24 protein-coding genes and 1 pseudogene are annotated in these 22,826 nt (G+C 69.8%); 11 read left to right on the forward strand and 14 right to left on the reverse strand.

Annotation, left to right across the window (positions count from 1 at the left end; translation table 11 throughout):
- Positions 1 to 149: 149 nt before the first annotated feature.
- The 3 genes from AB0L95_RS16645 to AB0L95_RS16655 all read right to left on the reverse strand — a co-directional run bounded on the left by AB0L95_RS16645 (position 150) and on the right by AB0L95_RS16655 (position 1,183).
- Positions 150 to 290 carry a hypothetical protein gene (locus AB0L95_RS16645; RefSeq protein WP_365162386.1) on the reverse strand — a complete coding sequence of 47 codons (141 nt, stop codon included), beginning with the start codon at positions 288 to 290 and terminating at the stop codon, positions 150 to 152.
- A gap of 303 nt (positions 291 to 593) precedes the next feature.
- Positions 594 to 776, reverse strand: coding sequence for a hypothetical protein (locus AB0L95_RS16650; protein WP_365162387.1), 183 nt, complete (start codon positions 774 to 776; stop codon positions 594 to 596).
- Entirely contained in the window at positions 755 to 1,183 is a 429-nt protein-coding gene (locus tag AB0L95_RS16655; protein ID WP_365162388.1) for a TetR family transcriptional regulator, read from the reverse strand. The genes AB0L95_RS16650 and AB0L95_RS16655 overlap by 22 nt, the downstream gene beginning before the upstream one ends.
- A gap of 101 nt (positions 1,184 to 1,284) precedes the next feature.
- On the opposite strand from AB0L95_RS16655, the gene AB0L95_RS16660 reads away from it, so the two are divergent.
- The 3 genes from AB0L95_RS16660 to AB0L95_RS16670 all read left to right on the forward strand — a co-directional run bounded on the left by AB0L95_RS16660 (position 1,285) and on the right by AB0L95_RS16670 (position 3,554).
- Positions 1,285 to 2,268, forward strand: a complete 984-nt coding sequence (locus AB0L95_RS16660) for an aldo/keto reductase (RefSeq protein ID WP_365162389.1) — start codon at positions 1,285 to 1,287, stop codon at positions 2,266 to 2,268.
- 62 nt (positions 2,269 to 2,330) lie between these two features.
- Positions 2,331 to 2,456, forward strand: a complete 126-nt coding sequence (locus AB0L95_RS16665) for a hypothetical protein (protein ID WP_365162390.1) — start codon at positions 2,331 to 2,333, stop codon at positions 2,454 to 2,456.
- A 141-nt stretch (positions 2,457 to 2,597) separates the two neighbouring features.
- Positions 2,598 to 3,554 (forward strand): SDR family NAD(P)-dependent oxidoreductase, encoded by a 957-nt coding sequence (locus AB0L95_RS16670; RefSeq protein ID WP_365162391.1) that lies wholly within the window; start codon positions 2,598 to 2,600, stop codon positions 3,552 to 3,554.
- Positions 3,555 to 3,665: 111 nt separating this feature from the next.
- Here the strand turns inward: AB0L95_RS16670 and AB0L95_RS16675 are convergent, their stop codons facing one another.
- A complete protein-coding gene (locus AB0L95_RS16675; protein ID WP_365162392.1) occupies positions 3,666 to 5,183 on the reverse strand; it encodes a GMC family oxidoreductase N-terminal domain-containing protein in 1,518 nt (505 codons plus the stop codon).
- Between the two features lie 214 nt (positions 5,184 to 5,397).
- Between AB0L95_RS16675 and AB0L95_RS16680 the strand changes: the two genes are divergently transcribed.
- Complete coding sequence (locus AB0L95_RS16680) at positions 5,398 to 6,288, forward strand: oxidoreductase (RefSeq protein ID WP_365162393.1); 891 nt, start codon at positions 5,398 to 5,400, stop codon at positions 6,286 to 6,288.
- Between the two features lie 18 nt (positions 6,289 to 6,306).
- On the opposite strand, the gene AB0L95_RS16685 is transcribed toward AB0L95_RS16680, so the two are convergent.
- From AB0L95_RS16685 to AB0L95_RS16705, 5 genes are all read right to left on the reverse strand, one after another.
- On the reverse strand, positions 6,307 to 7,590 hold the full coding sequence (locus AB0L95_RS16685) for a low temperature requirement protein A (protein WP_365162394.1): 1,284 nt from the start codon (positions 7,588 to 7,590) through the stop codon (positions 6,307 to 6,309).
- A gap of 250 nt (positions 7,591 to 7,840) precedes the next feature.
- Positions 7,841 to 8,911 carry an MBL fold metallo-hydrolase gene (locus tag AB0L95_RS16690; RefSeq protein WP_365162395.1) on the reverse strand — a complete coding sequence of 357 codons (1,071 nt, stop codon included), beginning with the start codon at positions 8,909 to 8,911 and terminating at the stop codon, positions 7,841 to 7,843.
- A gap of 91 nt (positions 8,912 to 9,002) precedes the next feature.
- Complete coding sequence (locus AB0L95_RS16695) at positions 9,003 to 9,800, reverse strand: SDR family NAD(P)-dependent oxidoreductase (RefSeq protein ID WP_365162396.1); 798 nt, start codon at positions 9,798 to 9,800, stop codon at positions 9,003 to 9,005.
- Positions 9,801 to 10,048: 248 nt separating this feature from the next.
- The gene (locus AB0L95_RS16700; RefSeq protein ID WP_365162397.1) at positions 10,049 to 10,546 is read right to left on the reverse strand and encodes a MarR family transcriptional regulator; all 498 of its coding nucleotides are present in this window, start codon (positions 10,544 to 10,546) and stop codon (positions 10,049 to 10,051) included.
- Between the two features lie 164 nt (positions 10,547 to 10,710).
- The gene (locus tag AB0L95_RS16705) at positions 10,711 to 13,017 is read right to left on the reverse strand and encodes a polyprenyl synthetase family protein (protein WP_365162398.1); all 2,307 of its coding nucleotides are present in this window, start codon (positions 13,015 to 13,017) and stop codon (positions 10,711 to 10,713) included.
- A gap of 153 nt (positions 13,018 to 13,170) precedes the next feature.
- Here AB0L95_RS16705 and AB0L95_RS16710 point away from each other — a divergent pair, with 153 nt between their 5' ends.
- The 3 genes and pseudogenes from AB0L95_RS16710 to AB0L95_RS16720 all read left to right on the forward strand — a co-directional run.
- Positions 13,171 to 13,779 carry an ABC transporter ATP-binding protein gene (locus AB0L95_RS16710; RefSeq protein ID WP_365162399.1) on the forward strand — a complete coding sequence of 203 codons (609 nt, stop codon included), beginning with the start codon at positions 13,171 to 13,173 and terminating at the stop codon, positions 13,777 to 13,779.
- Entirely contained in the window at positions 13,776 to 14,633 is an 858-nt protein-coding gene (locus AB0L95_RS16715) for an ABC transporter permease (protein ID WP_365162400.1), read from the forward strand. Before AB0L95_RS16710 ends, AB0L95_RS16715 begins: the two co-directional genes overlap by 4 nt.
- Positions 14,634 to 14,648: 15 nt before the next feature.
- Positions 14,649 to 14,784: pseudogene (locus AB0L95_RS16720) on the forward strand (VOC family protein); the annotation flags it as partial.
- Positions 14,785 to 14,908: 124 nt separating this feature from the next.
- Here the strand turns inward: AB0L95_RS16720 and AB0L95_RS16725 are convergent.
- Complete coding sequence (locus AB0L95_RS16725) at positions 14,909 to 15,955, reverse strand: amidohydrolase family protein (protein WP_365162401.1); 1,047 nt, start codon at positions 15,953 to 15,955, stop codon at positions 14,909 to 14,911.
- 354 nt (positions 15,956 to 16,309) lie between these two features.
- Between AB0L95_RS16725 and AB0L95_RS16730 the strand changes: the two genes are divergently transcribed.
- Complete coding sequence (locus AB0L95_RS16730) at positions 16,310 to 17,605, forward strand: phosphatase PAP2 family protein (protein ID WP_365162498.1); 1,296 nt, start codon at positions 16,310 to 16,312, stop codon at positions 17,603 to 17,605.
- 21 nt (positions 17,606 to 17,626) lie between these two features.
- Here the strand turns inward: AB0L95_RS16730 and AB0L95_RS16735 are convergent, their stop codons facing one another.
- The 4 genes from AB0L95_RS16735 to AB0L95_RS16750 all read right to left on the reverse strand — a co-directional run bounded on the left by AB0L95_RS16735 (position 17,627) and on the right by AB0L95_RS16750 (position 21,383).
- The gene (locus AB0L95_RS16735) at positions 17,627 to 18,217 is read right to left on the reverse strand and encodes an AAA family ATPase (RefSeq protein ID WP_365162402.1); all 591 of its coding nucleotides are present in this window, start codon (positions 18,215 to 18,217) and stop codon (positions 17,627 to 17,629) included.
- Positions 18,218 to 19,756: 1,539 nt separating this feature from the next.
- Entirely contained in the window at positions 19,757 to 19,897 is a 141-nt protein-coding gene (locus AB0L95_RS16740) for a hypothetical protein (protein ID WP_365162403.1), read from the reverse strand.
- 242 nt (positions 19,898 to 20,139) lie between these two features.
- Entirely contained in the window at positions 20,140 to 20,817 is a 678-nt protein-coding gene (locus AB0L95_RS16745; RefSeq protein ID WP_365162404.1) for a hypothetical protein, read from the reverse strand.
- A complete protein-coding gene (locus AB0L95_RS16750) occupies positions 20,808 to 21,383 on the reverse strand; it encodes a sigma-70 family RNA polymerase sigma factor (RefSeq protein WP_365162405.1) in 576 nt (191 codons plus the stop codon). Before AB0L95_RS16750 ends, AB0L95_RS16745 begins: the two co-directional genes overlap by 10 nt.
- Positions 21,384 to 21,596: 213 nt before the next feature.
- Here AB0L95_RS16750 and AB0L95_RS16755 point away from each other — a divergent pair, with 213 nt between their 5' ends.
- The 3 genes from AB0L95_RS16755 (at position 21,597) to AB0L95_RS16765 (ending at position 22,736) form a co-directional block, all read left to right on the forward strand.
- Positions 21,597 to 22,079 carry an Asp23/Gls24 family envelope stress response protein gene (locus tag AB0L95_RS16755; RefSeq protein WP_365162499.1) on the forward strand — a complete coding sequence of 161 codons (483 nt, stop codon included), beginning with the start codon at positions 21,597 to 21,599 and terminating at the stop codon, positions 22,077 to 22,079.
- 79 nt (positions 22,080 to 22,158) lie between these two features.
- Positions 22,159 to 22,326 (forward strand): hypothetical protein, encoded by a 168-nt coding sequence (locus tag AB0L95_RS16760; RefSeq protein ID WP_365162406.1) that lies wholly within the window; start codon positions 22,159 to 22,161, stop codon positions 22,324 to 22,326.
- Between the two features lie 227 nt (positions 22,327 to 22,553).
- Positions 22,554 to 22,736 (forward strand): hypothetical protein, encoded by a 183-nt coding sequence (locus AB0L95_RS16765; RefSeq protein ID WP_365162407.1) that lies wholly within the window; start codon positions 22,554 to 22,556, stop codon positions 22,734 to 22,736.
- Positions 22,737 to 22,826 lie beyond the last annotated feature (90 nt).

The following is a 22,826-nucleotide window of genomic DNA, read 5'->3' on the forward strand; positions in this document are numbered from 1 at the left end:
TCCTCGTCGGTGGTCTTGCGTCGCGCAGTAGCTTGAATGTTAAAGTTATTGTGCATGGTCGGCCGATGCCACGTCACGACCTCGCGTGTGCCGGCTCGCCCCGCCACCGGCAGGTGGCGCCGACCGCACGAACCGGGAGAACCGATATGTCACTGGGCAACGGTCCGGGCGAGCGGGGGAAGACGGTTGAGGTCTAGGCGAAGACGTTCCCCGACATGCACCGCGAGCTGGAGCGGTTCTATGTCGTCGGGGACGTGGTGATCGTGCAGCTGCGTCTGCAGGGTACGCATCTGGGTCCGCTGGAGCTGCCCTCGGGCACGTCCCTCCGGCCGGTGGGCGGATGGATGCCCCGTGCTGCGATGTGTTCGAACTGGTCGACGGCAAGATCAAGCGCTTCGACTGCTACGCCGAGGGCTCCGTCATCGCCAGGCAGCTGGGCCTGGCCTGAGCGGGTTCACGGTCGGCGGGCCTGCCCGGTCGACGGAGGCCCTGATCGGGTGAGTGCGGTGCGGTCGGCGCAGGGGGGGGCAGGAGCTGTCCGGGTCCTTTGCCGCGCCGCCATCGCACTGCCGCGTCTCCCGTCCGCCGAGCCGCTATGCGTCCGCGGTCTTCGGCTCGCTGATCCGGCGCGCGGCCTCGACGACCGCCGAGCGGTGCAGGGCCGGCCGCTGCGGCGACCAGGACCGGCCGACGTCCTCCGCGTCGGCACCTTCGGCGGCCCAGAACCATGCCTGGGTCACGGCGAGCATCATGGTCAGGAGGTCGGCGGACTCCATCTCCTGAGCAACACCGCCACGCTGCTGCGCGCCTTGGCCACTTCGGAGGCCTTGCGCCGGAAGGCGTCCGGTTCGAGTCCGGTGGCGGAGGGGCGCTCCAGCAGCTTCCACGGCCGTAGCCGCATCAGATCCGGCCGGGTGACCAGGTGGTCGAAGATCGCGCCGGCGTATCCGGGCAGGTCCTCGACGTCGAACGGCACCGACTCGGCACCCGCCGCCGGCGCGCGCTGCAGCACCTCGTCGAAGAGCTGCTCCTTGTTGCCGAAGTGGACGTAGATCAGCCGTTTGTTCACTCCCGCCGCCTCGGCGATCCGGTCCACACGGGCACCGGCGATGCCGTAGGCGGCGAACTCGGCGAAGGCGGCGTCCAGCAGCCGCTTCCTGGTGGCGTTGGAGTCCCGGGACATGTTCCTCACCTCGGCAAGTAACTATCTAGTTATTGACATCGCTGATCCATGGGCTTACGGTCGTGTATCTATCCAGATAGTTATGTGACAGGGGAACCCTTATGGAACACCGCGCACTGGGCAGCCAGGGCTTGACCGTCAGCGACCAGGGCCTCGGCTGCATGGGCATGAGCGCGTTCTACGGCGCCACCGACGAGACCGAGTCGCTGGCCACCATCGACCGTGCGCTGGAGCTCGGAGTCACCCTGCTGGACACCGCCGAGAGCTACGGCCCCTTCATCAATGAGCAGCTCCTCGGCAAGGCGCTGGCAGGACGCCGCGAGAGCGCCGTGCTGGCCACCAAGACCGGCATCGAGATCACCGACGACGGTCAGTTGGTCGATCTGAACGGTCGGCCCGAGTATGTCCGCCGGGCTCTCGAACGCTCGCTGCGGCACCTGGGTACCGACCACGTCGACCTGTACTACCTGCACCGGATCGACCCCAAGGTGCCCGTCGAGGAGACCGTCGGCGCCCTGTCCGAACTGGTCGCGGAGGGCAAGATCCGCCACATCGGCCTGTGTGAGGCGTCCGCGGGGACCATCCGGCGCGCCCACGCCGTCCACCCGCTCACCGCCGTCCAGACCGAGTACTCGCTCTTCGAACGCGGCATCGAACAGGACGGGGTGCGCGACACACTGCACGAACTGGGGATCGGCCTGGTCGCCTACTCCCCACTGGGGCGCGGCTTCCTGTCCGGTGCGATCACCAGCCCCGACGACTTCGCCGAGGACGACTGGCGCCGGACCGACCCCCGCTTCCAGGGCGAGAACTTCGACCGCAACCTGGACGTCGTCCGCGAGGTCCGCCGCATCGCCTCCGACAAGAACATCGCCCCCTCCCAACTGGCGCTCGCCTGGGTCCTGCGCCAAGGCGCCGTCGCCATCCCCGGCACCAAGCGCCGCCGCTACCTGGAGGAGAACGTCGCCGCGACCGAGGTGACCCTCACCCCCGATGACATCGCCGCGATCGAGGCGGTCGCCCCGCACGGCGTGGTCACCGGCGACCGCTACGCACCCGAGCTGATGGGGACGCTCAACGGCTGAGACCCAGCCTCTGGTGTTCTCCTCCGATTGCCTCCCGACCAGGCCCGACCGTGCGCGACCACATGCTCCAGCGACCGGACACCGTGATCGCTGCCGGGCACTTCACGGACGGCGTGTTCGGCCGTGTCACGACGGTGGGCGACGCGCACGCGTGGGCTCCCGTCGACGCTTCGCCCTCGTCCCGGTGACCCGACCGGCCAGACCATCCCGGGTGCGGCACCGCCGCGCCCTTTCGACCACGACCCCCTCTCGCCGGGGCGCCGAACGCAATCGGCAACCGAGCCACACACGTTGAGGCCCCGGCGTCCTCAAGTCAGGAGACACACCTCATGTCCGTACCCCAGGCACCCCACACGTTCGGGGCAAGCACCACCGCCGCCGAGGTGATCGACGGCGTCGAGCTGCACGGCCGCCGTGCCGTGGTGACCGGGGCCAGTTCAGGAATCGGGGTGGAGACGGCCCGGGCGCTCGCCGCGGCGGGCGCCGATGTCACCCTGGCCGTGCGCGACACCGATGCGGGCGCCCGCGTGGCGGCACGTCTGGAGGCAGAACTGCCGCCAGCATCCGGCAAGTTGACCGTGGGACGGCTCGACCTGGCCGACCGGTCGACGGTCGAGTCGTTCGTGGCCGGCTGGCAGGGCCCGCTGCACATCCTGGTCGGCAACGCCGGAGTGATGGCCCTGCCGGAACTCACCCATACGTCCGACGGCCGGGAAACCCAGTTCGCCGTCAACCACCTGGGCCACTTCGCTCTCGCCGTCGGCCTCCACCCGGCCCTCGCGGCGGCGAACGGCGCCCGCGTCGTCTCGGTGAGCTCCATCGGCCATCTCTTCTCACCGGTCGCCTTTGACGACCTGGACTATCGTTTCCGCCCCTACGACCCATGGACCTCCTACGGGCAGTCGAAGACCGCCAACATCCTGTTCGCCGTCGGCGCCGCCGAGCGATGGGCCGACGACGGCATCACCGCCAACGCGCTGATGCCGGGCAACATCGCCGACACGTCCCTCGCCCGGCACATGGACATGCAGCAGGTGGCCGACTTCGTCGCCTCGGGCGAACTTGCCCTGCCACCGCAGAAGACCGTCGAGCAGGGCGCCGCCACCTCGGTGCTGTTGGCCGCCTCGCCGACGGTGGAGGGCGTCACCGGCCGCTACTTCGAGGACTGTGCGCAGGCCGAGCCGGTCGCCCGACGGGCCGGTGCCATCGCCGGCGTCGCGCCCTACGCCCTGGATCCTGAGAACGCCGACCGGCTGTGGTCCGTATCCGAGCGCCTCATCGGCTGACGTCCCACGGCACGACGCCACGGCCTCCCGCCCGACCCTCGGCGCGGGAGGCCGTGGCGTGTGGCGCCCCGCCGCGGTCGTCGACCGGAGGTCCGCCACGGCATGGGCCGATCAGTCGCCGTAGACGCGATGGGAGATGCGTTCGGCGAGCATGATCGTGGTGAGGTTGGTGACGGTGGAGGGAATCCTCGGGATGATCGAGGCGTCCACGACACGCAGCGCGTCCACTCCTCGGACCGCTCCGATCGTGTCGACGACCGCATGGGGATCGCCGGGGCCGCCCATGGGGACGGTCGAGGTGGGATGCCCGTAGACGGCAAGGTTGGACTCGACGGCCCGCAGCAGACCGTCGTCGTCGGCGGGCAGCTCGTTCGGGATCAGCAGATCGCCCAGCAGTGGGGCGAGGGCCGCGTCGCGAGCCAGGTCGCGAGCGAGCTTCACACCTTCGAGCATGCGCCGCCGGTCGCGGTCGGTTCCCAGGTAGTTGTGGTCGATCAGGGGAGCATGCAGGGGATCGCGGCCGGCCAGGCGCAGGGTGCCGTGGGATTCGGGGTCGACGAGGGCGGCCGACAGGACGAAGGCTCCGCCGGTGGGGCTGAACGGGGCTTCGGTCGGGTGTGCGGCGACCACATGCAGGTCGAGGGTGTCACCGATCGCCTCGCTGGAGGCGGTCCACAACAGCGCCCCGAGGGCCGGGGTCATCGTGAGGTGCTCGGGCGCGAGGGCGTAGAGGGTGTGGAAGAACGGGTGGTCCTGCAGGCGCCGGCCGACCGGTAGCGCGGCGAGGACGTCGATGCCGAGGGCGGTCAGATCCTCGGTGGGGCCGATGCCGGAGCGCAGCAGGATCGCGGCACTGCCGTAGGCGCCGGCCGACAGGATCACCTCCCGGGCCAGGTGTGTCGTCCCGTCGGCGGTGACGACGCCCGTGGCGGTGGTGCCGCGGAACAGAACCCGGTCGACCGTGACACCGCCGTGGACGGTCAGATGGGGCCGGGCGCGCACCTGCGGGGGCAGATGGACGAGCGCCGTGTTCTGCCTCACGCCGTCGACCACGTTGACCGCGTGGCCTCCTGCGCCGTTCTGCTCGGCACCGTTGAAGTCGTGCACCCGCTTGTGGCCGCGGGCGACGCAGGCTTCGATGAACGCCCGCTGCGCGGGGGTGAGTTCGTCGTCGGCACGCTGGCGCACCGGCATCGGCCCGGTTCGGCCGTGATAGGCGTCCTCGCCGGTCGGGGTGTTCTCCAGGGCCCGGAAGAACGGCAACACGTCGGCGAAGGTCCAGTCGGCCAGATCGTGCTCGGCCCAGCGCGCGAAGTCGCTGGGCCGGGGGCGCAGGGCTGCCCCGGCGTTCACGGAAGAGCTGCCGCCGAGCACCTTGCCGCGGGGCGTGGCGATCTCGACGCTCCGAGCTCCGCCGCGTGAGGTGTAGTCCCAGTCGTGGTCGGGGTCGGCGATCCGGTCGGCGTCCAGCAGCGCCGCGGGGTACTCCGCCGTGGTGTAGGCCGGGCCCGCCTCCAGCAGGACGACGTGTCGGTCGGGGTTCTGGCTCAGGCGCGAGGCGAGCACCGCGCCGGCCGATCCGCCGCCGACGATCAGGACGTCGGCCGGGTCCGTGGGGGAATGAGACATGCCGTCACCTCTCTCAAGTTCGGTGATTCACTTTAATGCTCAAGTCATAGAAGTGTGCAACCGGTCGCGCTGAAACTCTGTGATCGGCGAGGTGGGCGGGCGGTGATATGGGGCGTGTGCACGGGTGAGGCCTTGAATGTTCACGCGGCTCCGGCTTAGTCTGTCACGTGAAGATTCAAGTCGTTCAAGTTGTCTTTGCGATCCAGGAGGAGCCATGCCGCAACCCGTACCGGGCATCGAACGCCCGGGCTCGTTTGCGCTGGGCGCACGGCAGGTGCGACGGATCGGGTACGGCGCCATGCAGTTGGCCGGTGACGGTGTCTTCGGGCCTCCGCGCGATCGCGACGAGGCACTGCGGGTACTGCGTGCCGCGGTCGACGGCGGCGTCAACCACATCGACACCGCACAGTTCTACGGACCCGGCGTGGTCAACGAGCTGATCCGCGAGGAGTTGTATCCCTACCCGAGTGACCTGGCGATCGTGAGCAAGGTGGCGGCCCGTCGCGACGCCGTGGGCAGGGTGCTGCCGTACGACGAACCCCATCAACTGCGGGCCGGGATCGAGGAGAACCTCACCACCCTGGGCGTCGACCGGCTGGCAGCGGTGAACCTGCGCCTCATGGACGGAGCGGTGCCGGACCGCCGGTTCGACGCGCAACTGGCCGCGTTGATCCGCGCGCGGGAGGAGGGGCTCATCGAGGGCGTCGGCCTGAGCAATGTCTCCCAGCGGCATCTGCTGCGCGCCGTCGACCAGACGCCGATCGTCTGCGTGCAGAACCTGTTCAACGTCGCGGATCAGCGCTCGTTCGACGTGCTCCAGGAGTGCACGGGCCGGGGCATCGCGTTCGTCCCCTTCTGCCCGCTCGGGGCGCCCGGCCCGGCACGCGCGCGGATCCTCGCCAGTCCGCTGCTCACCACCCACGCGGCACGACTGGCGGCCACCCCGGCGCAACTGGCCCTCGCCTGGCTTCTCGACCTGGCACCGAACGTCCTGCTGATCGCGGGGACCAAGACCCGTGAGCACCTGGCGGAGAACCTCCGGGCCGGCCGCGTGGAGCTGGACGACACGGCGCGCCAGGAGCTGACGAGGGCGGGCGTCCGCTGAGTTCGGGCCCCTTCTGCTTCAGTGGGCCGGTGACGGCTCGCCGGAGGACTCGTCGTGGCGGAGACGGTGGAGCACCGCAAGCCCCCAGGGGATGCTGAACAGGACGACGAGCGCCACCACGAGCAGCAGAGGCGACGGGCGGATCGCGCCCAGCCCCAGGGCCGCGGCCGTCGACACGGCGCAGGCCAGGCTGAGGGGCCGGTAGAGGCCGAACTTGCCGTGCCAGTCGCTCAGGCTGCCGGCCACCAGCATCGTGGTACCGAGGACGACGGCCGCGCCCCCGCACAGAGCCCAGGAGGCCGCGGTCGCGGTGCGGGCGGCGTGCGCGTGCTCGACGAGGCCGACCATGGCGGCGCCCATGGCCGCCACCGCTGCCGTCAACGGGAGGTGGGTGAGCATCCACTGCGTGGCAGCCGCCGGTGTGGGCCTCGGGGCGCGGTGGCCGGCGAAGTCGAAGTAGGTCCACCAGGCACCGAATCCGACCACGACGCACATCAGCGCGACGGCCAGGGTGCGCGCATCGAGCGGAGTGTGGCCCAGCCCGTCCACCACGCCGGTCACGGTCTCGCCGAGAACGATGATGAGGAGAAGCCCGAAGCGTTCGATGAGCGCGTCGGTGACGGTGAGCGTGGCGGTCGCCGCCGGGATCGCCGTGACGATGACGGTGAAGCCGGTCAGGTAGGCCGCGTCCAGCAGTCCCCAGGCCCCCACACGGGTGCCTGCGGGCAGCAGCGCGCTCGTCCCGAGCACGAGGGCGCAGACGGCCGTCCCGGTGATGAAGAGCGTGCTGGTGAGGCGGTATTCGGGCCTGTCACCTCGGGAGGCGAGCAGCCACAGCACGGCGAGGACCGAGAACAGGACGCCTGCCGAGACCGCGAAAGCGGCTCCGCGCGCGCCGCCGGCCTCTGGGATGAAGGCCCCCAGCGGGACGAGCACCAGGATCTGCAGCAGGAAGGTGCTGCGGGCGCGGGCGTCCTCGCGGCCGTGCAGCTCGTGGTGGAGGCTTCCGTTGACCCAGGCGATCCACACCAGAGTGAACACCGTGGCGTACTCGCCGATACCGCGCCAGGTGAGGTGACCGGCGAGATGGTGTGCGGCCCCCGCCACGAGTACGACGACGACCAGGTCGTAGAAGAGTTCCAAGGGACCCACGACCCGCTCCTGCGGCTGCTCGCCGTAGGGCCTCGGCGGCTGCCAGAGCTGGTGTCGAATCCGGTGCAGCAGCGCCGGCCGACCGGATGGGCGGGCGTGTCCGGTGCCGGACGGTGCTGACGGGTCGACGGGGTCCGGTTCAGTGCCCATCCGGGGTCGGCTCCCTGGGTGCCATGCGGCTCGACGAACGGATCACAGCGCGAACGACCATGCGTCTCGCCTCGGGCCGCCCGGGCCCTGCGCTCAGCAGGGTGAATCGCCCGCCTACTATATCTTGAACCTTCAAGCCATGCATGGGGTAGGGCGTCCATACGGTGCAACGCCCCACCCCCGGCTCTCGGTCCGCCTGCCCGGCCTCGTCGGCTGACGCTCCCGCAAGGCCGCTGGGGCCGGGGCCGCGTCAGGAGTGGACCTGGGAGCCGTAGCCGAGGTCGAGGCGGACGGATTCGAGGATCACGAAGGCGTTGCTGGCCGTGTAGACGTCGGCGGCGGCCAGGACGCCGGTGTACTTCTTGACGACCGGGCCGCTGGCGTAGTCGACGATCGCGTCCTGGTAGGTCTTCACGGCGGCCCAGGTGTTGTTGCCGTACTTGGTGAAGTACGGGGTCGGGTCGACGGTGTTCATCGCGGTCTTGACGTTGTCGACGATGTCGGTGACGTACTGCTGGTGGACGGCCATGTCGTGGCGCGAGCCGAGCCGGCCCATGTGTCCGGCGATGTGGTGGCGCCACGGGTAGGACAGGGCCTTGGCCGGGGCGGCGATGGAACCGGGGACGTCCTCGTTGAGGTTGAAGCTGTTGAACGGCACCCAGCCGGGCAGACTGATGTCGACGAGCATGAGCGTGTCGTGGTCGGGGAAGTGGATGTAGATGTTGTCCGGGGTGTGGTTGGTGCCCTGGTAGGCGAGTTCGATGCGCTCCCCGCCTATGTGCAGGGTCTTGCGGTCCTTGAAGGTGACGTCCGGCGCCGGACGCGTGGGGTCGTTGTCGCGCAGCAGCAGCCGACGGGTCTCGACATGACCGATGCGCTCCACGTCACTGCCGAAGAGGGACGAGGCGCCGAGGTGGTCGGCGTGGTGGTGCGAGTACACGATGTGGGTGACCTTGTTGGGCGAGCCGTTGGCGGCGGCGACCTCGTCGACGGCGCGCTGCAGATTGCCCCCGATGGTCGGCGGCGCGTCGAAGAGCACGACACCGTCCTTGGTGCTCAGGAACGCGGCCTGGTAGGTCCCGTCGGTGACCCAGTACAGGTTCCGTTCGATCAGCCCGACGTAGTAGCCCTGCGCGTTGACCGCGGGGCCGATGGCCGAGCGCGGGATCGGGTCGTAGTCCGGCAGGGTGGGGGAGTCTGCGGCGGAGGCCGGAGTGGCGGAGACGCCGCCCGCCAGGGCGGAGAGCGCCGGGACGGCGGCGACCGCCGCGGAGCGGGACAGGAACGAACGGCGGTTCGGGGAGGAGTCGAGCACGGACATGGTCGTGACTGCCTTTCGTGCGGCGTGGGTGAGCCGGTCGGTGGCGCGGTCCGGATGTGCCGGGCGCCGTGGACTCTTCGAGCGGGCTGGATCAGTAGTTGCGGGTGTAGCCGCCGTCGGCGGCGATGAACTTCGCGGTGACGAACGCGGAGTCGTCGCCGGTGAGGAACAGCACCGTGCCGACGATGTCCTCGGGCGTGGCGAGGCGCTTGATCGCCTGCTCGTCGGCGAGCAGCGCGTCGATGTCGGGCGGCATGCTGCCGTCGGCGACCGTCTCGTCGATCAGCGGAGTGCGGGTGAACGCAGGGGAGACGGCGTTGACCGTGATGCCGTAGGAGGCCAGGTCGTTGGCCAGTCCGCTGGTGAGCCCGAGGATCCCCGCCTTGCTCGCGAGGTACGGGGTCATGTCCCGGGTGTTGGTGTAGATCGCCGAAGAGCTCATGTTGACGATCCGTCCCCACCCGCGCTCGCGCATGTCCGCCGCGAACGTGCTGGACATCAGGAACTGGGAGTCGAGGTTGGTGGACAGGACGCGGCGCCAGTGGCCGAAGTCGACGTCCTCCAGCTTCGCCATCCCGGCGATGCCCGCGTTGTTCACCAGGATGTCGGCCGGCCCGCAGGCGGACCGTACTTCCTCGTGCAGCGCGCGGACCGCGGCCGGATCGGAGACGTCGGCGGTCAGCGGTAAGCAGATACCGCCGGCCTCCTCGATCTCCCGCCTGGTCTGCTCGGCCGCGGTCAGGTCGACCGCGACGACGGTCGTGCCCCGGCGTGCCAACCCGCGGGCGATGGCCGCCCCCAGGCCGCGCGCCGCGCCGGTGACCACCGCGACCCGTCCCCGATGGGTGGCCCACGGGGCGGGCTCAGTCGCAACTGACTCTTGTGGCATGGGAGTTCTCCTTGTGAGGGCGCAGCCGCGACCGAGGCCGCGCGTGCTTCCGGTGCACGGCTGCGCCGGGGACCGGCGATGCTTGCAAGGTCGGCTGCGCAGGGTCTTCAGGGCGATGGCTCCAGCCGGTCGAAGCCGGTTGAATCTTCAAGCCGAACCCTAGACCTCATAGACTTGAAGATTCAAGTCAAACTGGCGGGCCGACTCATGAGTGGCCAGATAGTGCGGACCGGTGCGGCCGGATCCCCTCAGCGGGCGGGTGAGTCGATACGTCCGAGGATGCGCTCGGCGTCCTGCCCCAGCCGGCGCAGCCGTTCGCCCGAGAGGTTGTCGATGACCAGATGGCGCACATACGCCACATGACCCGGGGCGGCCGACTCCAGTTTGCTCATCCCGGCGGGCAGAAGGATCGCATTGGTGAAGCGGCCGTCCGTCGGGTCCGGCTCGCGTCGTACGTACCCGCGGCCTTCGAGCCGCTTCACCAGGTGCGACAGCCGGGACAGCGAGGTGCTGGTGTGTTCCGCGAGCGTGCTCATCCGCAAGGTCCACTCGGGTGCGTCAGCGAGCATGGCGAGCGTCATGTACTCGACCATGCTCAGCTCCGCCTCCCGTTGCAGCTGGGCGTCGATCGCCCAAGGGAGGCGCGTGATCAGCCGGACCAGGGACATCCACGACGACAGCTCCGCGGGGGCCAACCACAGGTCGGCGTGCTCGCCAGCGGGCGGTGACGTGTCCGAGGAGGTCATTTCGCGAGCGTATCAGTGGTGCACACCCGGCGGCCGGGCAGCACTCGCCGCTGCCGACCGCCATGACCGGACATACATTCGGACGTATGGACGGGATGCCCGGCTGTCACGACTCCCTCCGGGAGGCCCGGGGGACAGTGGCTGCCGCCCGGTACGCGAGCCGTTCAGGGACGGGCCGAGGTCGGGGAGACATGGTCTGTTTCGCGTTGGGCGGCGTACCAGCCCAGCGCACGCACCAGGGCCTTGTGCGGGGTCGGCGGGAGCAACGCGGTGAGGGAGGCCCAGGTCTCGTCGACGAGTTGGCGGGCATCGGCCGCGCAGGCGTCGAGGGCTCCGCTGCGCATCAACAGGTCGGATGCCTCGTGTGCTCCGGCGTCCGAATGCCGCCGTAGGGCCTCGCGCAGGCGTCGGCGGTCGGTTGCGCCGAGGAGGCCGAGGGCGCGGGCCACAGGGTAGGTGACCTCACCGTTGCGGAGGTCCTCGGCGGGGGCGCGGGTGGTGATGCCCCGCTGGTGTTCGTCGGGGGTGCACAGCCCGTACAGGTCGGCGATGTCGTCGGTGATCTGGTAGGCGATCCCCACAGCTTCGAAGTACTGGCAGATCGCGGCGAGTTGTGTCTCGTCCGCGCCGCCGAGGATGGCGGAGACCTCGGCCGTGCTGCGGACGAGCATGCCCGTCTTGAGCCGGTGGGCGGTACGGATCTGGTCGAGAAGAGGCCGGACGTCACCGGATTCCACGGCTTCGTCGAATGCGGTGTGGTGCCCGGCGATGTCGAGAGCCTGGCCGGCGTGCGCCGCGCGCAGATCCCGTAGATAGAGCCGGTAGATGCGCAGCATGGTGCCCGGGTCGGCCTGCGGGACACGCCGGATGAGGGCGTCGAAGGTGTAGTAGCCGAGGGTGCCGGCGGTGATCGCGGGAGCGGTGCCGAAGACCTCGTGGACGCTCGGACGGCCGCGCCGGATCGGTGAGTTGTCCTGGATGTCGTCGATGACCAGGGCCGACAGATGGAGCAGCTCGGTGACCGCGGTCAGCGGCCGGTAGGGCTCGGGATCGGCGCCGAGCAGAGAGAGGACGGCCGCGGCGACGTAAGGGCGCCAGGAGCGTCCCGGGTTGTCCAGCAGATGCAGGAGGGGAGCGGCGACCGCCTGGTGGAGGCGGACACGGGCGGCGGCGTCCAGGTCCGATCGGCTGCTGGTGCCGGTGAGGAGACCCAGCGCGATGTCGTCGGCGGGGTCGGTGGAGTAGAGCGCGGCGGCCTCCGCGCGGGCGATGTCGTGGGTGCGGCGCATGTAGTGCTCGATGTCGCCGATGGTGTTGGCCGGGAGGGCCCGCAGGAAGGCCGTGCCGAGCGCGGGCGTGGTTCCCATGACGCCGTGCACGGTGGCGGGGCTGTCCCACAGCGCGAGTCCGGCCATCAGAGTACGCACCTCGCCCGTCGCGGCCGCGGCGACGACCTCGACATCCAGACCGAGGTCGGGGACGCGCACACGCACCGCGGTGGGGTAGGTGTTGAGGCTGGCCAGCGAGGTCCAGTGGCGCACGGGCTGCCACGTCAGGTCGTGGTGGCTGACGCTGCCGTCCGGGGCGACCGCCGTGGCGCGGCTCGATGTCGGCGTGGTGGCACCTGTGGCGGGATCGCTGTCGCCTGTGTGGACGCAGCTGATCTCCCAGCCGCTCGCGAGCTGGATGCCGGCCCACTCCCGGGCGTGGTCCGGTGCTCCCGGGGCCCGTTGGACGCCTAACCAGCTCGTGCCCCAGTCCTGCGCGAACCAGGCGTCCCCAGCCAACTGCCCCTCGGTGCCGTCCGCACGGTGCAGGGTTCCGTGGACGTGCAGCCGGGGCACGAAGTACGACGTCGCCGCGTTCGCATCCGCGTCGGCCGGAAGCCGCCCCGGAGAACGCCCCTGGACGTCGGACTGCGGTACCGCCGCCTTGGCAGGGGTGAGGCGGAGCTCGAAGCGATCCTTGTCCTGGAAAGCGAGGCGGTAGCCGCCGTCCTCCTCACGGCGCAGCGCGGCCAGGTCCCCGAAGGAGATGTCCAGGGTCTCGGCCGACTCCACCACCGGCTCGGACAGCAGCCGGTCGGGCAGCAGCGGACCCTCGGCCAGGTCCTCCGCCAGCGCCTCGCGGACCCGGCGGTCCAGCGCCGTGTCGCTGCGGAGCCCTTCGAGGACCGTGTGATGCAGGGTGGGGGAGACCCAGGCGCGGTGAGAGACCCCTGCCGGGCCCGAGTGCGTCACCACCAGGCCGTAGCCGGGACAGGCGGCACGGTCCCGCAGGTCGTGGTGTTTCAGAACGCAGATCATCCATGTGTGCTCGTCCCCCCACTCGTCGCGCAGACGCCCGTTGAGGTACCACCCTTCGGCGCCGGCCGAGGGGTGCGGCGAACCGAAGGGCGATGAGTCGACAGCCTGATGCGGTGCCGCCTGCGACGGGACGTGCGCCATGGGACGGGGGGAGGAGGTGGTCATGCCCGGAAACCTAGACGTTCGTGATCCGCTCCCGGGTGCTGTCGTAGCCGCCCCACCTCATCGGATGAAAACAAAGCCCGGACCACGGGACGCACCCGTGCCGTCGTCACCGTCGGCTCGTTATAGCGGAACGCCAAGGGGAGGAGGCCCTCGATGGAGGTGACCGGCGTGTACCACGCCTACGGCCGGCGTCCGGTGCTGCGCGGTGTCGACCTGCGACTGGAACCCGGCGCGCTGGCCGGAATCGTCGGAGAGAACGGCGCGGGCAAGACGACTCTGCTGAAGATTCTCTCGGGTGAACTGGCCCCCGATCGCGGCACGGTGCGCCACCACGGCCGGTTCGGGTACTGCCCCCAGGCCGCCGTCCTCAACGACGCACTCACCGTCCGCCAGCACCTGAACTATTTCAAGGTCGCCTACGGCCTGAGCGACCTGATGCGAGCCGAAGAGGTCATGGAGGCACTGCGGTTCAGCGAGTACGCCGACGAACGGGCCGGCGTCCTCAGCGGCGGGACCAGGCAGAAACTGAACCTCACCCTGGCTCTCATGCACGACCCGCGGATTCTGCTGCTCGACGAGCCCTATCAGGGCTTCGACTGGGAGACCTACCAGCGGTTCTGGGATCTGGCCGGCCGGCTGCGCGAAGAAGGCCGATCGGTCCTCGTGGTCTCCCACCTCGCCTACGACGCCGAACGCCTCGACGTGCTCTGGCGCCTGGACGGGGGCCATCTGTGCGAGCGGACCACCGAGGCCACCGCATGACCCGGCCCCCGGCCGTACGCCGCCACCGTACGCTCTTCCTCACCGCGGCCCGCTACGCGCTGATCGAGCATCTGCGCAACCGCTTCGCCATGGTCCTCATCGCCCTGTTCATTCCCGTGTGGACCGCGCTGGCGTTCTGGTCCGTTCCTGGCACCCCCACCCGCTTCCGCCTGCGCGCGACCGGACACCTGCTCACTCCCCATGGCAACCAGCTCACCGAGATCACCGGCGCCCTCAACGCCGTCACCCTGATCATCGGCTTCATGATGTTCGCGGCCTCCTACGCCGGCGGCCCCTTCGACCGCCGACTCGCCCTGGCCGGCTACCCCCGCGCCCATCTCGTCCTCGCCAAACTCACCTCGCTGGTGCTGGCCTCCACTGTCGTGGCCGCGTACGCGACCGCCGTCACCTGCACCTTCTGGACACCCAGGCAGCCCGCCCTGCTCGGCGGCGCTCTCTTCTCCGCCGGCATCACCTACGGCGCCCTCGGCGTCGCGTTCGGCTCCCTGCTGCGCCGTGAAGTGGAGGGCATGTTCGCCATCGTGATGACCAGCGTCATCGACCTCGCCCTGCAGAATCCCCTCTACAGCTCCGGCTCCGACGGCAGCGTCGTGCGCTTTCTGCCCTCCTACGGGGCGATGCAGGCAGCCACCGGCGCCGGGTTCTCCGCCACTCCGCTGCCGAAGTACCTGGCCGTTCAGGCCGGTTGGTTCACCGCTGCCGCGCTCGCCGGGCTCCTGGCCTTCCACGGCCGCACCCGGAACACCCTCAGCAAGACCGGACGCCCGGGCGTCGCCCGGCCACGCCGCGCCGAGGGCGCACCGTGGAAGCAGCGCAGCTCGTGTGATTCCTGAGCCATGGAGACCGAACCCCAGCAGATCCACCTCGACTTCGCGGTCGACGACCCTGGACGAGGCCGAGGCCCGGCTGCTGGAACTGGGCGCGGGCACACCGGATCACCAGCCGAACAAGGACAGGTGGCGGGTCCTCACCGACCCGGGCGGCCGTCTGAAGAGCTCGGGAGCGGGAGGGCGACACTCCCTCCGCGAGGGTCGGCGGCGGTCGTGCAGAGCCCCACGGAAAGCCGTCAGGGGACCGGTCTCGGCGCGGCCGAGGGGACTTTCTCGGGTCAGCGGATCACTCGGCCGCGCAGGATGATGCGACGGGGATGGGCCAGAACCGAGCTGTCGAGAGTCGGGTCGGTGTCATAGGCGACGAGGTCGGCGGGGCCTCCGTCGACCAGTCCAGGCAGACCCAGCCAGGCTCTGGCCGCCCATGACGCCGCCCCCAGCGCCGTCTCAACGGGCAGGCCGGCGCGGACAAGCCAGTCGACCTCGGACGTGACCCTGCCGCACGGGAAGCTGTCGGTGCCTGCCAGCACGGTGACTCCGGCCTCGTGGGCGGCCCTGACGTTGGGCAGCATGGCGTCCCAGCCGCTCAACCACCAGTCGCGACGGGTGCTCGGCTCCTCGGCGCGTCGTCGATCGGCTCCGGCGCCGAAAACGCTGAGCGTCGGTACGAACGCGGTGCCTTGGGAAGCCATCCGGTCGATCAGCTCAGGAGCGAGGTGCATGCCGTGCTCCAGGCTGTCGACGCCTGCTTCCACGGCGTGGCGACTGCCCTCGGCAGTCTGGCAGTGGGCGGCTACGCGACCGCCGACCGCGTGGACGGCTTGAACGACGGCGGTGAGAACGTCCTGAGGCAATGCCGGCTCATCGTGCTTCCAGTCCGCGATGACCTTGCACCAGCCCGAGGACGCCTTCGCCTCCTCGACAGCCGCCTGTACCAGGTCCGCTTCCCTCACATCACGCCCGAAGCCGGGGAAGAAGCGTCCGGGAGTGGCCAGCCAACGGCCGGCTGAGCGAACCCGCGGCATCCCAGGATCCTCGTCCACCCAGCTCGGTATGCGCGCGGCAGACCCGGGCGTCCGGACCAGCAGTACGCCGGCGTTGCGATGGTCGGTCAGGTGCCGACGGAGCGTCTCATCGCGGAACGGGTCGTCCAGGTGCTCGGTGCCCGGGTGCGTGTGCACGTCGACCAGGCCGGGCAGCAGCCACCCGCCGTCGACGACGAGATCCGCGCCGGGGACCGGTTCGGTCCGCAGTCGGTCGCCGTCGATCCAGAAGGAGCGCTCTTCCCGCTCCGGCAACACGACGCCGCGCACCTGGAGTACCACCGGCCGGCGCCCCCTCGTATCCCGGTGAGCCGATTCGTTGATCGTACTGGTGCGTCGCCAAGACGGAACTGATCTCTGCATTGGGCGTGTTGGCGATCGGCGCTGGACGGGCTGACCTCCACCCCACCCATGACGACCGAAATCCACCCGCACCGCTCCGATAGCATGATCGGATCACGATGAGCGCCCTCATCGCCCGTCCCTTCACCGGAAAACCAGGCTATACGGCACGAAGAGCGACCTAAACAACTAACAACTAACAAATCGGCCAAACAATTGATACCTAGAGCATCGCGGGTGTTTTCGCGAAAAACCTTCAGAACTGCGTTTGCCGCGTGGCGTCAACCACGGGCCATGCTGTGGACCGCGGCAGGTGTGGTGACCCTCGGGTTCCTCATCGCGCTGGAGATCGCCGCACGTCGCTACGGCCTGCCGGGGCCGATCGCCAGCCAGGTGCGAGAGGTGATATTCCCCCCTAAATCCGGCTTTCTGCTGTACGCCAGCCTGGCGTTGACGATGGTCGTGCTCACCTGGCGGGAACGGTTCATCGCGGCTGGTGTCGCGATCGGTATCGACATCGCCATCGCGGCGGTGCGGTGGGCGGTCGGCGCCAAGGTGACCGACGGCCACCCCTTCGGCAACGGCGCGTTGTGGGTGATGTTGGGCTGTGCGGTCATCGCTGTCACACGCCGCACAGGGCAGGAACGGGTCCTGCTGCTGAAGGGCGTCGGGCTGGGCCTGCTGCTGGTGGCCGGCCGTAAGACCGGCGACACCTGGCTCCTCATCACGTCGAAGACCCGCCCGGCGGTGCTCGACCAGTATGTGGCCATCGCCGATCACGCGCTGGGCAACCCGTCGTGGGTGGTGGGCCGGATGGTCGCGGCCACCGGACCGATCGGCGACCATCTTCTCGACTTGGTCTACGGTCAGCTTGCGGTGGCCGCGGTCGCCGTCGCGATGTACCAGCTGCGCAACGTGGCGGCCGAACGTCGCTTTCCGCGCCATCATCTGGTGCGCACCTTTCTGGTCATCGGCCTCCTCGGGCCGGGCATCTACATGATCTTCCCGGTGGTCGGACCGGTCTTCGCCTACGGCGCCGACGGCGGGCACTGGGCGGTGGCCGGCATATGGCCGCACACACCGCCGCACCTCGGTACCCCGCACCACATGCCGTTCGACGAGATCACCCCGCGCAACTGCATGCCGAGCCTGCACACGGCGTGGGCCACCGCGATTTTCCTTCATTCCCGCAAGGGCCCGCGGTTTCTGCGGTTCGCAGGTGCCTTCTGGCTGATAGCCACGCTCGGCGCAACGCTGGGATTCGGCTACCACTACGGCTCGGACATCATTGCCGGCGTGGTGTTCGCGGTCACGATCGAGGCAGCGCTGCGCTCGCTCGAACGTGGTTGGGATCGGTCGGGAATCCAGCTTGTCGCCTACGGCGCAACGGTGTTCGTCGCGCTCCTGGTGTCATATCGCTATCTGCCGGTGGAGATGACCAGACATCCTTGGGTGTTCGGACCGCTTCTCATCCTGGCGATGGCCTCGGTGGTCAACGGCTACGTACGGACCGTCAAGTTGTGGGAGCCGAAGGCCGTGCCGGCGCTGTCACCACCGGACCGGCAACCCGAACTGAGAGCTGCCCCGTGATGATCTGGCTGCCGGCTCGCGTCAGCTTTCCGTCTCGTGTCCGGGCGATGCGCCGTCGCGGGCCCACGCGCGTGCGAAGGCTGTGATGTCCCGGAGGCTCGGCCGGTATCCGTTCGAGGTGTCCACGGTCAGGGTGGGGACGTCCAGGGAGATCGGCACGAAGGACTGGAGCGAGTGCTCTCCGGCGGCGATGGCTTCCAGCAGGTCCTGGTCGCCGTGAGCTGCCCGGTGAGCGTCTTCCTCGGTGCGCCGGACGATACGGTCGTGAGCGACGTCGGCAGCGGTGGTGCACCGGATGACGCGGAGGTGTGCGAGGCCGGTGAGCGGCTCGAGGTTCGGCCGCCACAGCCGGTCCTGGAAGGCGGCTTCGGCGACCAGCGTGACCTGGGCTTCCAGGAGCACTTTCAACGTGCCGAAGAAGGCGCCGAGGGCGGGGCGGTTGAGCGGATCGTCGCCGCCGCCCCGGTAGCCGGGGTGGGACATGACCATGCCCTGCTTGATCTCGTCGCGGATGACCGCGGGGCAGCCGAGGGAGCGGGCGAGTTCGTGCGCCAGCGTGGTCTTCCCCGTCCCCGGGCCGCCGCTCACGACGATCAGGGTCGGTGTGCTCATCGCGCCTTCTCGCAAGTCAACATGAGGTTCCCCTTCGTGGCGTCGTCCTGTCAGGGCGGGGCGGAGGGCGTGAATCCAGGCTCACGGAACAGTTTGACGCATGTACAGGGTCTCCAGGCCGGAACACCCCCGCGCCTGCGGGGAGGACACCGGGCGAGCCCACCGCGCGACACAACCCGAAGGAACACCCCCGCGTCCGACCGTCGTCGGCGGCATGCGGATCTTCTCCGCCGAGCTGGCCCGGCACCGACCCCGGCGGCGAGCATCACGACGGCTGGCTCGGCACCGACCCGTCCACGCCTACGGGGCCGCCGCCGCGGCCGACCGCACGGCCTGGCACTGCGCGGCCACCACCGACGTCGATCTCGCAAAGGCGACGGTCCGACTCGGATTCGGCCCCCGTCCCCGGGCCGATGGCGGCGCTGATCCACCTCACCGAGGTGCTCGTCCACGGGGCGGATCTGGCGATAGCCGCCGGCCGGACGGCCTCGTCGACCAGCTACTGTGCGACGACCTGATCACGCACATGCGTCACACTGGCATGGACGCCTTCCGCCGGCCCGGCATGTTCGGGCCGGAGAAAGCCGGTGCCGGAGGGCGCGGCGGCGCATGTGCGGCTGCTGGCGTTCCTCGGTCGGCAGGTCTGAGACGAGACGGCAGTGTTGCGGTGGCGGCGCACCTGCAGATGCCCGTGGCCTGCGTCTTCTGGGCGGCTCCTGGCCACTGGCCGGCTCGCCCATCGCACGCGCCGACCAGCCTCTCATCAGCGCACGCGCGCTGAGATGGTCGCACTGGCGTAGGCGACGCCAAGCCGTCGCCCGCCGCTGTCACTATCAGCGGCGGCTGCACACGATCGAGGGGCGGCCCGGGGAAGAAAGCGCTGCTGGAGTACTTAAGGGCAGCCACACCTGTGACGGCGAATCCGACGGACGACCGCCAATGGAGGAGCGACGGATAGATCGGCAGAACGGCTGAGAAGGGGTCATGATGCATCACGACGTGCTGGGCATCTATCTGAACGATCATTTGGCCGGAGCCACCCTCGGCGTCGACCTCGCCTAGCACGTGGCCCACCGGCACCGCCGTACCGTCCACGGCTCCCGCCTGCAGCACATCTGGAATAAGGCCGAGTCGGCCGTGGCGATGGTGTCCGGCCGCCTGCCACCGGCTTGTGGCCGCGCGGTCGTCGGCAATCGACACACGTTCGTCGCCATGGAGAGGGACGGCCGACCACGCGGTGACACACTGCCCCCGGGCGACCTCGCGGCAGTGATGTGTGCAGGGCGCCGAACGCGGCCGGATCCGTGCGCCGCCGTGGACGAAGCCGCGGCAGCCAGCCACCGGGTACGCCGGGTGCGCTCGCTGCGCGTCATGCACCAGCCCGCGGTCACGCTCGGGCGGATGGGGCGATCAACAGAGCGTGCACGGGGCGGTTGTCCGGGCAGGCCGTTCCCGGGGGTAGCGGCGTGGCGGCATGTCGGCATCATCGGTGCTCGACCCGACACACAGGAGTCGGCGCTGGGCCGTCGCGTGTCGCGCTCAGGCTGTGCGGTCCCCGGTGGCGATACGGGTGACCGTGACCGTGACGGTGACGGCGACCGATACCGGGGCGCCGTGTGCGGCGAGGTAGGAGAGGGCAGCGGCCCGTACCTGGTCGTGGACGTTCCGGGCAGTGTCCACCGCTCTGTGGCCTTCAGCCAGGACGCAGCGCACCTCAAGGTGCCATCCCGAGCCGTCAGGCGCCCGGTCGATACGGACGCCGGCCTCGGGCGGGGTGCGTTGAGCTGATGTCTCTGGCACTGCGGGCGAGGCGGCTGCCGCAAGGCGTTGGGCCAGGCGGGGCTGCAGGCCGGCCACGCCCGGAACTGCGAGGGCCGCTGCGGCCGCGACGCTGAGGGGAGGGGCCGCTCCGGCGGCAGCCATCACGCACCACCGCCTGTGGTCTGCCCAGAGCCCGCAGAGCCAAGGGGCAAGGGCGGCTCCAGGACGTCGACCACGATGATGTCGACGGCCGTCACGGCCAGCCCCAGGGCTTGTTCGGCGGCATTGATGATCGCCCGGCGTACCTGATCGACCCTGTCCGGCAGCGGGCGGTCGAGGGCGGCAGCCAGGGTCATGGTCACCTGCACGCCGATGCCGCCTGCGGGTACGAGCCGGCAGCTTACGGCCCTTGTCCCGGGAACCGAATCCGCGGCCTGCCGCAGCACTTTCGCCGCAGCACTCTCGGCGATCCGCAGATCCAGGACCGTGTCGGCCAGCGGAAGCAGCCGTCCCAGCCGGACCTCGGCCCTGACAATGCTCATGACGCGATCCATGAGTACCTGCAAGCCGGGAGGGTCCTTGGCGCGCAGCGCCCGCGTGGCCGCGTTCAACGTGGCCAGCCCCTCGACAGCCTCGCGGCACAGGGGACATGACATGGTGTGCGGATCCGCAGCCTGCGTCGCGTCCTCTGCCTGTTCCCAGACCTGGCTGAGCAGGCGGCCGCAAGCCAGTACGTCGTCACCGGAGAGCGGGGCCGCGTCATCGATGGCCGGGTGGTTCGCAGGCCCATCGTTCCCGGGCGGTTCGGAAGGCTGCGCGTGCGGGTCGTCTAGCGCCATGGGGCCATCGTCTCCTTCAAAGACCGGCGTGCTCTGAACAGCCTGCCGCGCACCGTCTGCTCACTGGTCTGTGTCACGACGGCGATCTCCTTGTAGGGCAGGCCCTGGAGTTCCCGCAGGATCCAGCAGACCCGCTGCCTGGCGTCCAGCTCGCCGAGCGCGCAGGTCAGGGCGGCCGCCTCTGCGTCCTCCTCTGCGGCTCGGGCGGGCGAGTTCCACTCATCGCCCGTTGCGGGTTCGGTGACGACGTCCAGGGGGAGGGGCGGCAGTCGGCGGCGTCGCGAGTTCAGGCACCGATTGACGGTGATGCGGTACATCCAGGTGCGGAACTCCGCATCGTGGCGGTATTCCGGCAGCCGCCGCCAGGCGCTGACGAAGGCGTCCTGAACAGCCTCCTCGGCGTCCTGGGCATTGTCGAGCATGCAGCAGGCCAGGCTGAGCAGAGGACGGCTGTGCCGCCGGACGAGGACAGCGAAGGCGTCCTCGTCACCCTCGGCAGCCCACACGGTCAGCAGCCCATCCGGGAGATCGCCTCTCAGTGGTGAAGAACCGGTCCGTTCGATCATGCTGCTCCCTGCTCCCTGCTCCCTGCTCCCTGCTCCCTGCTCCCTGCTCCCTGCTCCCTGCTCCCTGCTCATGGTGCAGGGCGATCGTGTACCCATTCTCAACCCATGTGATGCACATCACATAAAATGTCCGTGAGGAGACTATTGCCTAATGTGTCCAACTTTTCGACGGGCATCATGCAGGTGTCCGACCGACCGATCGAGGCGACCGCCATGACGGAGAACAGCACCAGCGTCGGCGGATATGGCCGGCCCGATGGAGGCGAGGGCGCGCTGAGGGGCCGTACCGGGGTCGGGGCTCCGGCTGAGACACGGGGGAAGACCACCATCGCGGACGACGTGGTGGCCAAGATCGCGGGCATGGCCACCCGCGAGGTACCGGGCATCCACAACCTCGGGGCGGGGATGGCCCGCGCCATAGGCGCCATGCGGGACCGCGTCCCCGGCGGCGGCAGCGGCGTCACACAAGGGGTGAAGGTCGAGGTCGGGGAGAGCCAGGCCGCCGTGGACCTCGATGTCGTAGTCGAGTACGGCGTCTCCATCGTCGACGTCGCCGGCGCAGCGCGCACCAACGTGATCAGCGCTGTGGAGCGAATGACGGGACTGGAGGTCGTCGAGGTGAACATCGCCGTCGATGACGTCCACCTCCCCGACGAGGGAGAAGAGTCCGAACCGGATGAGGGCCGTGTGAGGTGACCCTCCGTGACCCACCGCCCGCGTCCCGGCGCGAGCGGGTGACCACTTCGACGGCGCTCGCGAGACGGGTGAGTGAGTGATGAACATTGCAACTACGGGCCTCGCGGCCGGTATGGCGCTGGGCTTCGCCGGATATTTCGGCGGCTTCTGGGCATTCCTGCTGGTTCTGGTCCTGGGCACGGCGGGATTGATCGTCGGCCTCGTCCTGCAGGGCGACCTCGACCTTCGCGCACGGAGGCAGCGGTGAGTGCCCTGTTCGGCTCCGCCAGACCCCGCGATACTCGGTCGGGCCCACCGGCGCAGCCTGTCGGCCTGCCACCCCCGGCTGAGCGAGGCGCCACCATTATTCCGGACAAGGTCGTCGCCCGGATCGCTGCCCAGGCCGCACGTACGGCTCAGTCCCGCCGCGCCGCCCTACTGTCCGACAGGAGTTTGGCAACGCCAAGCGCCTCAGCGGCCTCTCACACCGGGTCGGTGCGTCTGCATCTGGCCCTGGACCTGCCCTATCCCACCGATATCACCCACGCCTGCGAGCGGATAAAGCACGACGTCGCCGAGCGAGTGGCTCAGCTGACCGGCCTGCACGTGGGAGAAGTCAGCTTCACCATCCGGCGCCTGGTGACCGGCGCGGGTGCGAACCGGAGACGGGTCCGGTGAGCTCTGTGCCCGTTCAGTCCGGCGCCCGCACACGAAGGAGGACCGGAATGACACCCGACCCGGGCCCTCCCAGCCCAAGCCCCACTCGGC

The sequence above is a fragment of the Streptomyces sp. NPDC052036 genome (assembly GCF_040680495.1).
Taxonomy (GTDB): Bacteria; Actinomycetota; Actinomycetes; order Streptomycetales; family Streptomycetaceae; genus Streptomyces.

Coding starts and splice junctions, on each gene's coding strand:
- AB0L95_RS16665 (WP_365162390.1), top strand. CDS start 2,331: ATGCTCCAGCGACCGGACACCGTGATCGCTGCCGGGCACTTCACGGAC.
- AB0L95_RS16710 (WP_365162399.1), top strand. CDS start 13,171: ATGGAGGTGACCGGCGTGTACCACGCCTACGGCCGGCGTCCGGTGCTG.
- AB0L95_RS16675 (WP_365162392.1), bottom strand. CDS start 5,183: ATGTCTCATTCCCCCACGGACCCGGCCGACGTCCTGATCGTCGGCGGC.
- AB0L95_RS16685 (WP_365162394.1), bottom strand. CDS start 7,590: ATGGGCACTGAACCGGACCCCGTCGACCCGTCAGCACCGTCCGGCACC.
- AB0L95_RS16705 (WP_365162398.1), bottom strand. CDS start 13,017: ATGACCACCTCCTCCCCCCGTCCCATGGCGCACGTCCCGTCGCAGGCG.
- AB0L95_RS16760 (WP_365162406.1), top strand. CDS start 22,159: ATGAACATTGCAACTACGGGCCTCGCGGCCGGTATGGCGCTGGGCTTC.
- AB0L95_RS16700 (WP_365162397.1), bottom strand. CDS start 10,546: ATGACCTCCTCGGACACGTCACCGCCCGCTGGCGAGCACGCCGACCTG.
- AB0L95_RS16660 (WP_365162389.1), top strand. CDS start 1,285: ATGGAACACCGCGCACTGGGCAGCCAGGGCTTGACCGTCAGCGACCAG.
- AB0L95_RS16745 (WP_365162404.1), bottom strand. CDS start 20,817: ATGGCGCTAGACGACCCGCACGCGCAGCCTTCCGAACCGCCCGGGAAC.
- AB0L95_RS16645 (WP_365162386.1), bottom strand. CDS start 290: ATGCGTACCCTGCAGACGCAGCTGCACGATCACCACGTCCCCGACGAC.
- AB0L95_RS16670 (WP_365162391.1), top strand. CDS start 2,598: ATGTCCGTACCCCAGGCACCCCACACGTTCGGGGCAAGCACCACCGCC.
- AB0L95_RS16735 (WP_365162402.1), bottom strand. CDS start 18,217: ATGAGCACACCGACCCTGATCGTCGTGAGCGGCGGCCCGGGGACGGGG.
- AB0L95_RS16750 (WP_365162405.1), bottom strand. CDS start 21,383: ATGATCGAACGGACCGGTTCTTCACCACTGAGAGGCGATCTCCCGGAT.
- AB0L95_RS16715 (WP_365162400.1), top strand. CDS start 13,776: ATGACCCGGCCCCCGGCCGTACGCCGCCACCGTACGCTCTTCCTCACC.
- AB0L95_RS16730 (WP_365162498.1), top strand. CDS start 16,310: ATGCTGTGGACCGCGGCAGGTGTGGTGACCCTCGGGTTCCTCATCGCG.
- AB0L95_RS16695 (WP_365162396.1), bottom strand. CDS start 9,800: ATGCCACAAGAGTCAGTTGCGACTGAGCCCGCCCCGTGGGCCACCCAT.
- AB0L95_RS16690 (WP_365162395.1), bottom strand. CDS start 8,911: ATGTCCGTGCTCGACTCCTCCCCGAACCGCCGTTCGTTCCTGTCCCGC.
- AB0L95_RS16680 (WP_365162393.1), top strand. CDS start 5,398: ATGCCGCAACCCGTACCGGGCATCGAACGCCCGGGCTCGTTTGCGCTG.
- AB0L95_RS16650 (WP_365162387.1), bottom strand. CDS start 776: ATGGAGTCCGCCGACCTCCTGACCATGATGCTCGCCGTGACCCAGGCA.
- AB0L95_RS16755 (WP_365162499.1), top strand. CDS start 21,597: ATGACGGAGAACAGCACCAGCGTCGGCGGATATGGCCGGCCCGATGGA.
- AB0L95_RS16655 (WP_365162388.1), bottom strand. CDS start 1,183: ATGTCCCGGGACTCCAACGCCACCAGGAAGCGGCTGCTGGACGCCGCC.